The 12987-nt window shown below is 70.0% G+C and carries 15 protein-coding genes and 2 tRNA genes; 6 read left to right on the top strand and 11 right to left on the bottom strand.

Annotated features, from left to right (window positions below):
- Nucleotides 1-15: 15 nt before the first annotated feature.
- The 5 genes from ACTHJJ_RS18060 to tig form a co-directional block, all read right to left on the bottom strand.
- Entirely contained in the window at nucleotides 16-267 is a 252-nt protein-coding gene (locus ACTHJJ_RS18060; RefSeq protein WP_440304333.1) for an acyl-CoA-binding protein, read from the bottom strand.
- Nucleotides 268-444: 177 nt separating this feature from the next.
- Nucleotides 445-1107 (bottom strand): ATP-dependent Clp protease proteolytic subunit, encoded by a 663-nt coding sequence (locus ACTHJJ_RS18055; protein ID WP_440304332.1) that lies wholly within the window; start codon nucleotides 1105-1107, stop codon nucleotides 445-447.
- Between the two features lie 5 nt (nucleotides 1108-1112).
- Nucleotides 1113-1772 carry an ATP-dependent Clp protease proteolytic subunit gene (locus tag ACTHJJ_RS18050; RefSeq protein ID WP_440304331.1) on the bottom strand — a complete coding sequence of 220 codons (660 nt, stop codon included), beginning with the start codon at nucleotides 1770-1772 and terminating at the stop codon, nucleotides 1113-1115.
- Between the two features lie 177 nt (nucleotides 1773-1949).
- Nucleotides 1950-2342, bottom strand: coding sequence for a hypothetical protein (locus tag ACTHJJ_RS18045; protein WP_440304330.1), 393 nt, complete (start codon nucleotides 2340-2342; stop codon nucleotides 1950-1952).
- Nucleotides 2343-2530: 188 nt separating this feature from the next.
- Nucleotides 2531-3916: a trigger factor gene (tig, locus tag ACTHJJ_RS18040; protein WP_440304329.1), complete on the bottom strand. Its 1386-nt coding sequence runs from the start codon at nucleotides 3914-3916 to the stop codon at nucleotides 2531-2533.
- A gap of 167 nt (nucleotides 3917-4083) precedes the next feature.
- Here tig and ACTHJJ_RS18035 point away from each other — a divergent pair, with 167 nt between their 5' ends.
- Nucleotides 4084-4593, top strand: coding sequence for a hypothetical protein (locus ACTHJJ_RS18035; RefSeq protein WP_440304328.1), 510 nt, complete (start codon nucleotides 4084-4086; stop codon nucleotides 4591-4593).
- A 47-nt stretch (nucleotides 4594-4640) separates the two neighbouring features.
- Here ACTHJJ_RS18035 and ACTHJJ_RS18030 read toward each other — a convergent pair whose 3' ends face one another.
- The gene (locus ACTHJJ_RS18030; protein ID WP_440304327.1) at nucleotides 4641-4937 is read right to left on the bottom strand and encodes a DUF2087 domain-containing protein; all 297 of its coding nucleotides are present in this window, start codon (nucleotides 4935-4937) and stop codon (nucleotides 4641-4643) included.
- Between the two features lie 107 nt (nucleotides 4938-5044).
- On the opposite strand from ACTHJJ_RS18030, the gene ACTHJJ_RS18025 reads away from it, so the two are divergent.
- Both ACTHJJ_RS18025 and ACTHJJ_RS18020 read left to right on the top strand, forming a co-directional pair.
- Complete coding sequence (locus tag ACTHJJ_RS18025) at nucleotides 5045-5254, top strand: hypothetical protein (protein ID WP_440304326.1); 210 nt, start codon at nucleotides 5045-5047, stop codon at nucleotides 5252-5254.
- 2 nt (nucleotides 5255-5256) lie between these two features.
- On the top strand, nucleotides 5257-5673 hold the full coding sequence (locus tag ACTHJJ_RS18020) for an AAA family ATPase (RefSeq protein ID WP_440304325.1): 417 nt from the start codon (nucleotides 5257-5259) through the stop codon (nucleotides 5671-5673).
- Nucleotides 5674-5725: 52 nt separating this feature from the next.
- Here the strand turns inward: ACTHJJ_RS18020 and ACTHJJ_RS18015 are convergent.
- Nucleotides 5726-5796 (bottom strand) — tRNA-Gly (locus tag ACTHJJ_RS18015).
- Between the two features lie 103 nt (nucleotides 5797-5899).
- Here ACTHJJ_RS18015 and ACTHJJ_RS18010 point away from each other — a divergent pair.
- A tRNA-Pro gene (locus ACTHJJ_RS18010) sits at nucleotides 5900-5973 on the top strand.
- Between the two features lie 170 nt (nucleotides 5974-6143).
- On the opposite strand, the gene trmB is transcribed toward ACTHJJ_RS18010, so the two are convergent.
- The 4 genes from trmB to ACTHJJ_RS17990 form a co-directional block, all read right to left on the bottom strand.
- Nucleotides 6144-6860, bottom strand: coding sequence for a tRNA (guanosine(46)-N7)-methyltransferase TrmB (trmB, locus tag ACTHJJ_RS18005; protein ID WP_440304324.1), 717 nt, complete (start codon nucleotides 6858-6860; stop codon nucleotides 6144-6146).
- Nucleotides 6861-6953: 93 nt separating this feature from the next.
- Nucleotides 6954-8006 carry a PP2C family protein-serine/threonine phosphatase gene (locus ACTHJJ_RS18000; RefSeq protein ID WP_440304323.1) on the bottom strand — a complete coding sequence of 351 codons (1053 nt, stop codon included), beginning with the start codon at nucleotides 8004-8006 and terminating at the stop codon, nucleotides 6954-6956.
- 110 nt (nucleotides 8007-8116) lie between these two features.
- Nucleotides 8117-8599 (bottom strand): ribose-5-phosphate isomerase, encoded by a 483-nt coding sequence (locus ACTHJJ_RS17995; RefSeq protein WP_440304322.1) that lies wholly within the window; start codon nucleotides 8597-8599, stop codon nucleotides 8117-8119.
- Between the two features lie 40 nt (nucleotides 8600-8639).
- Complete coding sequence (locus ACTHJJ_RS17990) at nucleotides 8640-9257, bottom strand: mycothiol-dependent nitroreductase Rv2466c family protein (protein WP_440304321.1); 618 nt, start codon at nucleotides 9255-9257, stop codon at nucleotides 8640-8642.
- Nucleotides 9258-9413: 156 nt separating this feature from the next.
- Here ACTHJJ_RS17990 and pepN point away from each other — a divergent pair, with 156 nt between their 5' ends.
- Together pepN and ACTHJJ_RS17980 are read left to right on the top strand one after the other, a co-directional pair.
- Entirely contained in the window at nucleotides 9414-11984 is a 2571-nt protein-coding gene (gene pepN / locus ACTHJJ_RS17985) for an aminopeptidase N (RefSeq protein ID WP_440304320.1), read from the top strand.
- A 73-nt stretch (nucleotides 11985-12057) separates the two neighbouring features.
- Nucleotides 12058-12981, top strand: a complete 924-nt coding sequence (locus ACTHJJ_RS17980; protein ID WP_440304319.1) for a mechanosensitive ion channel family protein — start codon at nucleotides 12058-12060, stop codon at nucleotides 12979-12981.
- Nucleotides 12982-12987: the final 6 nt, after the last annotated feature.

Here is a 12987-nt window from a genome sequence, read left to right as displayed (position 1 = left end):
GAGGCGCCGCGGCCATCACGGCGGGAGGAGGCCGTCGACGATCCGCGCGTACTCGAGCCTCGCGTCCTCGGACGGGGTGCCCCGCAGCTTGGCCCACGCGTCGTACTTGGCGCGCCCGACGAAGTCCATCATCCCCGGCCGCGAGCCCGACACGTCACCCTCGGTCGCCTGCTTGTAGAGCGCGTAGAGCCGCAGCTTCACGTCGTTGCCCGGATCCTTCTCGAGCCGCCCCACCGCCGCGACGGCCGAATCGAAGTCGCTCGCCATGCCTCACCCTAACCGCCGACGGCACCCCACCGTCCCTTCGACGGAAGGTGCACCTTCGACGCGGTGGCTGGGGCGCCAAGCCCCGTATGCGGCTCCGCCCGCCCCGCGCGGAAGGCGGGCTTCCAGCGGGGCGGGCGGAACGGCATACCGGTGTATGGAACCGGCGGTCGCGGAGGCTCAGACCTCGAGCGAGGCCTTGCGCGAGGCGAGTACGTCGTCGATGAGGCCGTACTCCTTGGCGTCCTCGGCGGAGAGGATCTTGTCGCGCTCGATGTCGTTGCGGACCTGCTCGGAGCTGCGGCCGGTGTGGTGCGCCAGCGTGTCCTCGAGCCAGGTGCGCATGCGCAGCACCTCGTTGGCCTGGATCTCGATGTCCGAGGCCTGGCCGTAGTCGCCGCCGGACAGGGCCGGCTGGTGGATGAGGATGCGCGAGTTGGGCAGCGCGAACCGCTTGCCCGCCGCGCCCGCACCGAGGAGCACCGCGGCGGCCGACGCGGCCTGGCCGATGCAGAAGGTCTGGATGTCGGGCCGGACGAACTGCATCGTGTCGTAGATCGCGGTCATCGCCGTGAACGAGCCACCGGGGCTGTTGATGTACATGAGGATGTCGCGGTCGGGGTCGAGCGACTCGAGCACGAGCAGCTGGGCGATGATGTCGTCCGCGGACGCGTCGTCGACCTGCACCCCGAGGAAGATGATGCGGTCCTCGAAGAGCTTGTTGTAGGGGTCCGACCGCTTCATCCCGTAGGACGTGCGCTCCTCGAACTGCGGCAGGATGTAGCGGCTCTGCGGCTGGGCGTGGCCGGGCACGGCAAGGCGGCTGATGGGGTCGATCATCATGCGGGTCACTTCTCGCTCTCGTCGGTCTTCGCGTCGGCCTGTCCCACGCTCCCGTTGCCCTCGACCGCCTGCTCGGAGCGGCTGAAGACGTGGTCGACGAAGCCGTACTCCTTGGCCTCCTCGGCGCTGAACCACCGGTCGCGGTCGGAGTCCTTCTCGATCTGCTCGACGCTCTGTCCGGTGTGCTGCGCGATGAGGTCGGCCATCTGCTTCTTGATGTAGAGCATCTGCTCGGCCTGGATCTTGATGTCGGTCGCCGTGCCGCCAATGCCGCCGGAGGGCTGGTGCATCATGACGCGGGCGTGGGGCGTCGCGTAGCGCTTGCCCTGCGTGCCGGCCGAGAGGAGGAACTGACCCATCGAGGCAGCGAGGCCCATGGCCACGGTCGCGACGTCGTTGGGAATCCAGTTCATCGTGTCGTAGATCGCCATGCCCGCGGAGATCGAGCCACCCGGGCTGTTGATGTAGAGCCAGATGTCCTTGTCGGGGTCCTCGGCCGACAGCAGCAGCATCTGGGCGCAGATGGCGTTGGCGTTCTCATCGCGCACGTCCGAGCCGAGGAAGATGATCCGTTCCTTGAGCAGGCGGTTGTAGATGTGGTCGTCCAGACCACCCGGCATGCCGTTGCCGTTGGCGGAGATGTCCGAGGTCACCAATGTCTCCATCGTCGAAGTTCTCCAGTCACGGCCACGCGCTGCGCGGCCGGCTGGCTCGTCACTGACCCTAACGTCCCCCGCGGTCGGGGGATTTCCCGGCGCGGGCGTGTTCGCCCTGAGCGCACAAGAGGTATGCCGCTGGCCGGGCACGTGCAGGCGCCCGGCCAGCCGCTGTGGTTGCCTGCGCTACTCGTTCAGACCGTTGTCCTGGCCGGACTCGATGGCCACGGTCTCCTCACCGATGCGCGTCTCGAAGTCCTCGGCCGCCTGCTTGTCGTCCATCGCGGCGCTGTTCGCACCGGTGTTCCCGGCGGCGTGGCGCACCGTGCCCTCCGCGTTGACCTGCCAGTCGCTCCCGCGGCCGCCGCTCGACTCCTCCGTGATCGACGCGTTGCCCGAGCCGCCCGGGCGGCCGGCGTCGACGGCGCCGGCGTTCTCGTCCGCCGCGCCGCCGTCGGTCATGAGCATCTCGGTGTCCGCGTCGCGCCCCCGGCGCAGCTGCTCGGCGCGCTCGGCGGGTCGGCCGACCTGGTCCTGCTCGACCTGCTGTGCCTCGCCCGTCTCGTCGAAGTTGCTCATGTCTGCTCCTCACTGGTCGATCGGATCGGTCGCCGACCTTCCGGCGCCTGACGGCGCCTGACGACCACCGTGGCCGTACCCCTTGGGGCGGAGGGGCACACCGTGAGTTCACACCCGATGCCGGGAGAGATGTGAAACGGCCCCCGACCGGAGATCCGGTCGGGGGCCGCTGTCGTTCGGACTGGGGCTCAGGCCTGGGCCTGCTCGTCCGAGCCCTCGCCGCCCTCGGCCGCGTCGGCGGCCACGTCGACCGCCTCGACCTCGCCCACCTCGAGGGCGTCGTCCCCATCGTTCTCGTCGTCCTCGGTCCCCGGGACCGCGGCATTGAGGTCGACGGCGTTGCCGGCTGTGTCCTTGACCGCGACCTTCTCGAGCACCGTGGCGAGCGCCTTGCGGCGGGCGACCTCGGAGACCATGGCGGGGATCTGGCCCTCCTGGTCGATCGACTGGGCGAAGGCGTTCGGGTCCATGCCGTACTGCTGCGAGGTCATGACGAGGAACTCGATGAGCTCCTGCTGCCCGACCTGGACCTCTTCCCGCTCCGCAACGGCGTCGAGCAAGAGCTGGGTCTTGAGGGCCTTGCGGGTGCTCTCGTCGACCTCGGCACGGTGCTCGTCGTCCTCGAGGCGCCCCTCCTGCTCGAGGTGGGAGTGGATCTCCGCCTCGACGACGCCCTCCGGCACCGGGATCTCGACGCGCTCGAGCAGGATGTCGAGGAGCTTGTCGCGGGCCTCAACTCCCTGGCCGAACTTCTTCTCGTTCTCGGCGGCCCGTGCCACGTCGGCGCGCAGCTCGTCCAGGGTGTCGAACTCGGAGGCCAGCTGGGCGAACTCGTCGTCGAGCTCGGGCAGCTCACGCTCCTTGACGGCCGTGACGGTCACCGTGCACTCGGCCTCCTGGCCGGCGCGGTCGCCGCCGGCGAGCGGCGCCGTGAACTGCTTGGTCTCGTCCGCGGACATCCCGAGGAGCGCCTCGTCGAGGCCCTCGAGCATGTTGCCGGAGCCGACCTCGTAGGACACGCCCTTGACCGAGTCGACCTCCTCGCCGTCGACCTCGGCGGACAGGTCGAGCGAGACGAAGTCGCCGTCCTGCACCGGGCGCTCGACTCCGACCAAGGTGCCGAAGCGGGCGCGGAGCGCGTCGAGGCGCTCGTCGATGTCGGAGTCGTCGACCTTGACCTCGTCGACGGTCAGCTCGATGTCGGAGAAGTCGGGCAGCTCGAGCTCGGGGCGGGTGTCGACCTCGACGACGAAGGAGAAGTCGTCACCGTCGCTCATCGGCACCGAGAGGTCGCTGATCTCCGGCTGGCCGAGCGGGCGCACCGAGTGCTCCTCGAGGGCCTGGCCGTAGAACTGGGGGAGGGCGTTGTTGACGGCCTCCTCGAGGACCGCCGGGCGGCCGACGCGCTGCTCGATGATGCGAGCGGGGACCTTGCCCTTGCGGAAGCCGGGGACCTGGATGTGCTCACCGATGTGCTTGAACGCCGCATCGAGGCTCGGCTTGAGCTCCTCGAACGGGACCTCGACGGTCATCTTGACCCGGGTCGGGCTGAGGGTCTCGAGCGCACTCTTCACAGCGGGTACTCCATGGCTTGGGATTGTGGCCGCGGGCGGCGGCCTCGGTCTCGGGAGTCGGCCACTCACGTGGAGCCACCGGCAGCACGTCATGAGGGCATGACGCACCGACCCACCATGCTAGCCGCCGACCGGGTCGATCGATAAATGCGCCTATGCTCGGCGCCATGTCGGCCACCCCCGCACCCATCGGCGACCGCCTCCGGATGCTCCAGCTCCTCACCGGCACGATCGCCGGCGGCGCCGTCCTCGTGGCCCTCGCGAGGGTCTTCATCGACCCCGACGCGCCATGGCCCGCCTGGTGGCAGCTCGCCCTCGTCGTGCTCTCCCTGCTCGGCTCGGCCGTCCTGCTCCGCCAGGTCGGCTACGCCGTGCCCGCTCTCCCCCAGGGACTGCCGCACGAGAACGCGGCCGAGACCAGCATTCGCTTCTTCACCTCGACGACCGTGCTGCGCGCCGCGATCTGCGAGGCGCCGGTCTTCATCGCGCTGTTCGTGTCGGTCGTGCCGCAGCGCAGCTGGCTCCCTCTCGTACTCGCCGTGCCGGGTGCCGCCGCCCTGTTCTGGACCCATGCGTGGCCGTCCGAGCGAACGGCCAGCGCGGTCGCGGAGGGTCTGGAGCGCGAGGGCGCCCAGAGCCACCTCACCGAAGCGCTGGGCCTGCGCCGAGCGCGCTGAGCGGCATACCGTATGCCGTTCACTGGGCGCCCGTGGGCGCCCGCGGTTCAGCTCGTGGTCCCGCCCGAGCGCCAGTACTCGCCGTTCCGGCGGTCGAGGAAGCCCTCCTCGACGAGATAGCGCCGGAGAGCCGCGACGTCGGGGTGGAACTGCCGGAGACGGGCATTGACCTCGACCTCGTCATAGTGCTCCCCCGGCTCGAACTCCTGCGCGAGATGGTCGAGGACGACCAGGCGCTTGCGCAACTTCGTCGGGATCGAGCGAAGGCTGCCGTCCTCGGTGAGGAAGGCACGCAACACCGCGTCGCGGTCCTTGAGGGCATCGAGCAACGCAGGTCTATCCATACGCTCCACCGTAATTGCGCTACCGGGGCGTGATGAACCGCTTTTCTCGGTTCTGGTTCCCGGCGCCCCATGCCGGGCACGGGGACCGGTAGGCGTAAGGAGGAGAGATGTCCGAGTCCAATCCGGTCCGGGTGAAGCCCGTCGTCACGCTCTACGAGTCGTACGGCTCAGGTGCCGACTACATCGGTCCACGGGTCGCCGAGGCGCTCGAGCTGGCCTACCACGAGCAGCCCTTCTCCTCCGACGAGCTCGAGCTGGAGGAGTCGGCGCGCGAGCAGAGAGCCTCCTCTCGCGGGTGCTGGCAGCCATGGGGATGAGCATGGGAGAGACCGGTTCGGCGATGGCGGCGGCCGAGCAGGACCGCGCCGCGCTGGTCAAGGAGAACAGCTTCACCGTGACGCAGTGGGCCGAGGAGGGCGGCGTCATCGTCGGACGGAGCGCGGCGTTCGTCCTCGCCGGGGCCGCGGCCGCGATCCATGTCCGGCTCGACGGGCCGGTCGAGCAGCGGGTCGAGCGGGCCGCCGTCGACGCGGGGATCACCCTGGAGCGGGCGTCGCGCCGTCAGCGCCATGAGGACCGAGTCCGCGCCCAGATGTCGAAGGAGTTCTACGGAGTCGACCCCGCCGACCCTCTCTCCTACGACCTGGTCCTCAACACGGGCCGGCTCGACCTCGACACGTGCGTCGACATCATCGTCGCAGCGGTGCGGATCCGCGCCGGGCTCGCGTCGACCTGAGGGCTGACTGAGTACGGGGCGCCACCGGTGTGGCGCCGCCCCGTCCCTCTCGAGCGGGCGACGAGAATCGAACTCGCGTAATCAGTTTGGAAGACTGAGGCTCTACCATTGAGCTACGCCCGCGGGCCCCGGTCGTGACCCGGGCCATCGAGGCGCTAGCCTACTGGTCGCGCCCGATCATGACGAAATCGCCTCGGCCGCAGGGCGAGGCGTCGGGATCGGGCCGCGGGGCATGGCGCAGTTTGGTAGCGCGTCCGCTTTGGGAGCGGAAGGTCGCAGGTTCAAATCCTGTTGCCCCGACCGAAGGCCTCCCCCCAACAGGGAGGAGCGAGGAACGAGCGACGGCGTGCCCGGACCGTTGTGTGGCCGGACATCTCGCGACGAAGTCGCTCGATGTCCGGCCTCACTCAACGGAGCACGAGGATGCGGCTCCTGTTGCCCCGGGACGTTGTGTTGGGAGTCGCGGCGGCTCAGGCCAGGTCGAGGCGCAACTCGTTGATCGTCCGACCGGCCGCAATCCCCTTGGCCTCGAAGCCATCTCGTGGTCGCCAGTCCGGTCGCTCGACCCGGCGCACGGCCCACTGCGGGTGCGTCGCGACCTCGGACAGCACGTGCTCGGCGTAGAAGTCCTGGTCGGTGGCGATCAGGACGTGGCCGCGGGGCTTGACGACACGGGCCAGCAGCTCGAGGTTGGTCGGGCTGACGAAGCGCCGCTTCGTGTGCTTCTTCTTCCGCCAGGGGTCGGGGAAGAAGAGGTGGATCGCGTCGAAGGTGTCGTCCGCCACCCGCTCCTCGAGGAAGACGACGGCGTCGCCCTGCTCCACCCGCAGGTTGGGGACGCCGGCCGCGTCGGCGTGGGCGAGCATCCGGGCCAGGCCGGGTGTGTGCACGTCCATGGCGAGGAGGTCGTGGGAGGGGAAGCGAGCGGCATACGCGATGGCGGCGTGGCCATGGCCGCAGCCGATCTCGAGCACGAGCGGCGCGACCCGGCCGAAAGCGATCTGCTGGTCGAACGGACCAGGGGGCAGGGCGCGGGCGGGCCCGAGCTGCTCGAGCCTTTCGGTCGTCAGCTGCGACAGCCGTCCGCGCCGGACGAAGGTGCGGACCCGAGCAGGGCTGACGTCGGCGGGCAGGTCGCTAGGGACGACGTGCGGCTTGCGGCGGTAGGACTGCGGGTGCTGGGTCACCGGAGCATCGTAATGACGCGAGGACCTGCAGCGGTCCCCGAGGCTGCCGCCCGGACGGCTCCCCTTGGGTCAGTTCGGTGCGGGGAGGGTGGCTCAGCGGCGCCAGAGCGTCACGACGGCTCGGTCGTCGCCGTGCCCGGACGCGGCCTGGTCGCAGAGGCGCTGGGCGAGTCCCTCGAAGCCCTTGGTCACATAGGACTCGGCCCGGCCCAGCATCCGGTCGATGCCGTCGTCGAGTGCGGTGTCGCGGGCCTCGATGACGCCGTCGCTGTAGAGCACGAGGGCGTCGCCCCTGCGCAGCTGGCCGGTCTCGCGCGGGTAGTCCGCGTCCTCGATGACGCCGAGGAGCGGCCCGCGCCCACCGGAGAGCATGGTCCAGCGGCCGGAGCCGGCGGAGAACTGGGCGGCGGCCGGGTGCCCTGCGTAGCCGATCGAGAACGTCCCGTCCTCGAGGTCGATGGCGACGTGGACCGCCGTGGCGAACCCCTCCGACCACCGGAGCCGGAGCAGGTGGTTGTTGGCGGAGCGCAGGAAGCCGCGCTCGTTCATCTCGCCGAGCAGCCCGCCCAGGGCGCCCGAGAGCAGGAGGGACCTCGTGCCGGCGTTGCGCCCCTTGCCCGAGACGTCTACGAGGGCGATCTCGAGGCAGCGGCCGTCGGTCGACCTCGTGGCCACGACGAAGTCGCCCGCGAACCGGTCACCGTAGGCCGACTCCAGGGCCACCTCGGCACCCCAGTTCGGCGGCAACGTGGGAAGCTCCCCCTGCGCGCGGAGCCTGTCGCGCATGTCGACGAGCATCGACTCGCCCTTGATGCCGACCAGCCCCACCTCTGAACGTGCACGCGAGAGCCACATCATGAGGACCATGAGCAGGAAGGTCACCACGAAGGTGCCCACCGTCGCGGCCTTGCGGTCGCCCAACATGAGCCCAACGGCAACAATGTCGGCAGCCACCCCGCCGAAGACGACGACGAGCGGCAGCGGGTCGAGGAACAGCCCCGCGGCGACGACGATCAGCGCGTAGGACGCCCACGGCATATGGCTCGGCCACGAGAGCACGGCATACCCGGTGATCGCGGTGATCCCGAGGAACGCGAGAACGAGGCCGGTCCGCGAACGCTCGAGTCGGGCCGCGAGGTCGTTCAACCCCCGTACCCGTCGAACCGACAGCCGGGGGCGCCGTGTCAGGACGCTGTGCGTCGCCAAGCCTCCATCCCTTCGAGGATGCCCCACCTCAGGCCGGACTCCCCGGAGCGTCAGTCCCCCGACGCCCCGGGCAGAGCCGGCAACTCGCCGCTCTTCTCGTACGCCGTCACCATACCCACGCGCCGCGCGTGCCGCGGCTCATTCGTGAAGTCCGTCGCTACGAAGGTGTCTACGATCTGCTTCGCCACTTCCTCCCCAGTGAAACGGGCCCCGATGGAGACCACCTGGGCCTCGTTGTGCTCCCTCGCCAGGGCCGCCAGCTCAGGTGCCCAGGCCAGCGCGGCACGGATGCCCTCGACCTTGTTGGCGGCCATCTGCTCGCCGTTGCCGGAGCCGCCGAGGACGACGCCGAGCGACCCCTCCTCGGCAGCGACGGCCGCCGCGGCGCGCAGCACGAAGACCGGGTAGTCGTCCTGGGCGTCGTAGGCCTCCGGCCCGTGGTCGACGACGTCGTGCCCGGCACCCCGCAGGTGATCGACGAGGACCTTCTTGAGGTCGTAGGCGGCGTGGTCGCCACCGATGTGTATGCGCATGTGCGTCCTTAGCTCAATGGCTCAACAGCGGCTCGATAGCTCAGTCGAGGATGGGCCCGACGGTACGCGTCCGCTTCAGCTCGAAGAAGCCCGGCGTGCCGGCGACGAGGACGCAGCCATCCCAGAGGCGGCCGGCATCCTCGCCCTTCGGCGACGGGCTGACCACCGGTCCGAAGAACGCGACTCCCTCGACGGCGATGATCGGCGTGCCGACCTCGTTGCCGACGAGGCTGATCCCCCGCTTGTGGCTGCGGCGCAGGGCCGGGTCGACGTTCTTGTGGTGCGCCGCCTTGGCCAGGTCGGCGGGCAGGCCGACCTCGGCGAGCGCCTCGGCGATGACCTTGTCGTAGTCGTGCATCTTGCGCCGGTGGATGCGCTCGCCCATCGCGTCGTAGAGCGGCTTGATGACCGACTCGCCGTGCTGCTCGGTGGCCGCGGTGATGACCCGGACCGGGCCCCATGCGTTGTCCATCAGCTCGCGGTAGCCGGCCTCGAGGTCGTGCCGGTGCTCGTTGAGCACCGCGAGGCTCATCACCGACCACGTGACGTCGATGTCGCGAACCTGCTGGACCTGCATGAGCCACCGGGACGTCATCCACGCCCAGGGGCAGATCGGGTCGAACCACATCTCAACGCTCTGGCGGCCATCCGAAGTCATGACCACATCATCTCAAAACGTCCTGGCCCCGGCCGCCCCGGATAGTCCGGTGAGGGCGCCCACCTCCTCGTGCGAGGATGAGGGCCGCGACACGGCCGTCCGCAGAGTGAGACGGCGCCGCGACCCACAATCCGTCTTTCTCAAGGAGGCCACTTCGTGCCCGGCACAAACCTGACCCGCGACGAGGCCGCACGCCGCGCGGAGCTGCTCCGCATCGACAGCTACGACGTCCGGCTCGACCTGACGACCGGGCCCGAGACCTTCCGGACGGTCACGACGGTCACGTTCGACTGCACGCAGCCCGGCGCCGACACCTTCATCGACTTCATCGGTGCCTCCGTGGAGCAGGTGATGCTCAACGGCGAGCAGCTCGACCCGAGCGAGGTCTTCCAGGACTCCCGGATCGCGCTGCCCAACCTGCAGCAGATGAACGAGCTCACGATCGACGCCACCGGTCGCTACACCAACACCGGTGAGGGCCTGCACCGCTTCGTCGACCCGGTCGACAACGAGGTGTACCTCTACACCCAGTTCGAGGTGCCGGACTCGCGCCGGATGTACACCGTCTTCGAGCAGCCCGACCTCAAGGCGAGCTTCCGGTTCACGGTCACCGCGCCGGCCCACTGGAAGGTCATCTCCAACTCCCCCACGCCCAACCCGGCCCCGGCCGGCGTCGCCGACCACGTCGAGAAGGCGACCTGGGAGTTCGAGCCGACCCCGCGCATCTCCTCCTACATCACGGCGCTCATCGCCGGGCCCTACGACGAGGTCCGCGACGAGGTCGAGACCCGCAAGGGCGTCGTCCCGCTCGGGGTCTTCTGCCGCAAGTCGCTGACGCAGTACCTCGACGCGGACAACATCTTCGACTGCACCAAGAAGGGCTTCGCCTTCTTCGAGAAGGAGTTCGACCAGCCCTACCCCTTCGCGAAGTACGACCAGATCTTCACGCCCGAGTACAACATGGGCGCGATGGAGAACGCCGGCGCGGTCACCTTCACCGAGATCTACGTCTTCCGCTCCAAGGTCTCGGAGTCCAAGGTCGAGCGGCGGGCCCTGACGATCCTGCACGAGCTCGCGCACATGTGGGTCGGCAACCTCGTGACGATGAAGTGGTGGGACGACCTCTGGCTCAACGAGTCATTCGCCGAGTGGGCCTCGACGACCTGCCAGGCCGAGGCGACCGAGTGGACCGACGCGTGGACGACGTTCGGCACGGCCGAGAAGTCCTGGGCCTACACCCAGGACCAGCTCTCGTCGACGCACCCGATCGCGGCCGACATGCGCCACCTGGAAGACGTCGAGGTCAACTTCGACGGGATCACCTACGCCAAGGGGGCCTCCGTCCTCAAGCAGCTCGTGGCCTACGTCGGGCGCGAGCCGTTCGTCGCGGCACTGCGCGAGTACTTCCGCAAGCACGCCTGGGGCAACACGACGCTTGCCGACCTGCTCGGCGAGCTCGAGCAGTCCTCGGGCCGTGACCTCGGCTCGTGGGCCAAGCTCTGGCTCGAGACGGCGGGGGTCAACACCCTCCGCCCGGAGTTCGAGGTCGCCGAGGACGGCACCTACCGCACCTTCGCGGTCCGGCAGACCGCGACCGACGAGCACCCGACGCTCCGGCCGCACCGCCTCGGGATCGGGCTCTACGAGGCCAAGGACGGTCACCTCGAGCGCGTCGCCTACCACGAGGTCGACGTCGACGGCGAGCTCACGGAGCTGCCCGAGCTCGTCGGCGTCGCGCAGCCCGACCTGCTGCTGCTCAACGACAACGACCTCGCCTACGCGAAGATCCGCCTCGACGAGCGGTCCCTGCAGACGGCCCTCACGCTGCCCCGCGGCTTCGACAGCTCGCTGCCGCGTTCGCTCGTGCTCGGCGCGACGTGGGACATGACGCGGGATGCCGAGATGCCCGCCCGCGACTTCGTCCGCTTCGTCCTCGCCACCTTGCCGGGCGAGCAGGACTCCACGCTGCTGCGCGTCCTCATCAGCCAGATGCAGACGAGCGTCAGCCTCTACGTCGCCCCGGCACACCGCCGGGAGATGCAGGAGCTGCTCGCGCGGTCGCTCCGTGAGCTCGGCGAGCAGGCCGAGCCGGGCAGCGACGCACAGTTCCAGCTCATCGAGGGCTGGGCCAACACCGCGGTCGAGACCGCGGACGCGACGCGGCTGCAGGCCCTGCTGGACGGCACGGAGGAGATCGCCGGGCTCCCCGTCGACACCGAGCTGCGGTGGACGCTGTTGCGCGCCCTCGCGGCGCTCGGCGCCGCCGACGAGGCGGAGATCGAGGCCGAGCTGCAGCGCGACCCGACCGCGACCGGCCAGGAGCGCGCCGCGCAGGCTCGGGCCGCCCGCCCCACCGCCGAGGCGAAGGCCGACGCCTGGGCCAAGGCCGTCGAGCGCAACGACCTGCCCAACCAGATGGTCGAGTCGATCTCCGCCGGGTTCCGCCGGGCCGCCGACGCCCAGCTGCTCGCGCCGTACGTCGTGCGCTACCCCGAGATGCTCGTCGACGCCTGGGGCTCCCGCAGCGTCGCCATCGGCGAGCGGGTCGTGGGCGGGTTCTACCCGTTCGCACTCGCCAACGAGGCCCTCAAGGACGCCTCCGACGCGTGGCTCGCCGCGCACCCGGACGCCGCCGCCGGCCTCGTGCGGACCGTCGCGGAGAACCGCGACACCATCGCGCGGGCCCTGCGGGCGCAGGAGAAGGACGGCGCTGACCAGCGCGCCTGACTCACGATGGGGGCGCTTCTCACCGGGTGTCCCCCTGCTAGCCGGCTGAGCGGCATACGTTTCAATGTGGCGTATGCCGCTCAGCTCGCTCCAGTCCCTGACCTGGCCGGAGGTGCGCGACTGGCTCCTCGGGGCTCCGCTCAAGGTCGTCGTCACCGTCGTCATCGCCGTCGCCGTGCGATGGCTGCTGCACCGCTTCGTCGACCGGGTCGTCGCGACGGCCACGAGCAACCGGGCACAACGCATCGCGCTCCTGCCCGGTCGGGCGGGGCGCGTGCTCGCCGGCGCGACGGGGCTGGCCAACCAGCGCCACGTCCAACGGACGCGGACGATGGGCGCCGTCCTCCGCAGCGTCATCACGATCATCGTGGGGACCATCGGGCTGCTCACCGTGCTCGCCATCGTCGGCATCCCGCTCGGCCCGATGCTGGCCTCGGCCGGGATCGGCGGTGTCGCGCTCGGCTTCGGCGCACAGAGCCTGGTCAAGGACTTCCTCTCCGGCGTCTTCATGATCGTCGAGGACCAGTACGGCGTCGGCGACGTCATCGACACCGGTGAGGTCGTCGGCACCGTGGAGGACGTCACCCTGCGCGTGACCCAGCTGCGCGACGGCAACGGCGTCACCTGGTACGTGCGCAACGGCGAGATCGTGCGCATCGGCAACAAGTCGCAGGGCTGGTCCGTGGCCATCGTCGACATCCCGATCGCCTACGACGAGGACGTGGAGCGGGCCCAGAAGGTCATCCGCGAGGTCGCGGACCAGCTCGCCCAGGACGAGGCGTGGCAGCCGAAGTTCCTCGAGCCACCGCAGGTCGTGGGCATCGAGTCGATCGGCGGCGGCGCCATCACGATCCGCATCACGGCCAGGTGCGTGGCGCAGCAGCACTTCGGGGTCCAGCGGGAGCTGCGCGAGCGGGTCAAGGTCGCCTTCGACCGGGAGGGGGTGCGCAGCCCTGCCGCCCTGCCGCTGCCGCCCTACGGCGTGACCCAGCCCTGAGCCGGT

Origin of the sequence: Intrasporangium sp. (assembly GCF_051961875.1) — a bacterium.
Taxonomy (GTDB): Bacteria; Actinomycetota; Actinomycetes; order Actinomycetales; family Dermatophilaceae; genus Intrasporangium_A.
Note: the sequence above shows the minus strand (reverse complement) of the source record. Positions and strands in the feature narration are given on the sequence as shown.

Bases quoted from the DNA above. Each gene is read 5' to 3' on its own strand.
- ACTHJJ_RS18035 (WP_440304328.1), top strand. From the start codon at position 4,084: ATGTCGGCCACCCCCGCACCCATCGGCGACCGCCTCCGGATGCTCCAG.
- ACTHJJ_RS18030 (WP_440304327.1), bottom strand. From the start codon at position 4,937: ATGGATAGACCTGCGTTGCTCGATGCCCTCAAGGACCGCGACGCGGTG.
- ACTHJJ_RS18025 (WP_440304326.1), top strand. From the start codon at position 5,045: ATGTCCGAGTCCAATCCGGTCCGGGTGAAGCCCGTCGTCACGCTCTAC.
- ACTHJJ_RS17990 (WP_440304321.1), bottom strand. From the start codon at position 9,257: ATGACTTCGGATGGCCGCCAGAGCGTTGAGATGTGGTTCGACCCGATC.
- ACTHJJ_RS18045 (WP_440304330.1), bottom strand. From the start codon at position 2,342: ATGAGCAACTTCGACGAGACGGGCGAGGCACAGCAGGTCGAGCAGGAC.
- ACTHJJ_RS17980 (WP_440304319.1), top strand. From the start codon at position 12,058: ATGCCGCTCAGCTCGCTCCAGTCCCTGACCTGGCCGGAGGTGCGCGAC.
- ACTHJJ_RS18050 (WP_440304331.1), bottom strand. From the start codon at position 1,772: ATGGAGACATTGGTGACCTCGGACATCTCCGCCAACGGCAACGGCATG.
- ACTHJJ_RS17995 (WP_440304322.1), bottom strand. From the start codon at position 8,599: ATGCGCATACACATCGGTGGCGACCACGCCGCCTACGACCTCAAGAAG.
- ACTHJJ_RS18020 (WP_440304325.1), top strand. From the start codon at position 5,257: ATGGGAGAGACCGGTTCGGCGATGGCGGCGGCCGAGCAGGACCGCGCC.
- ACTHJJ_RS18055 (WP_440304332.1), bottom strand. From the start codon at position 1,107: ATGATGATCGACCCCATCAGCCGCCTTGCCGTGCCCGGCCACGCCCAG.
- ACTHJJ_RS18060 (WP_440304333.1), bottom strand. From the start codon at position 267: ATGGCGAGCGACTTCGATTCGGCCGTCGCGGCGGTGGGGCGGCTCGAG.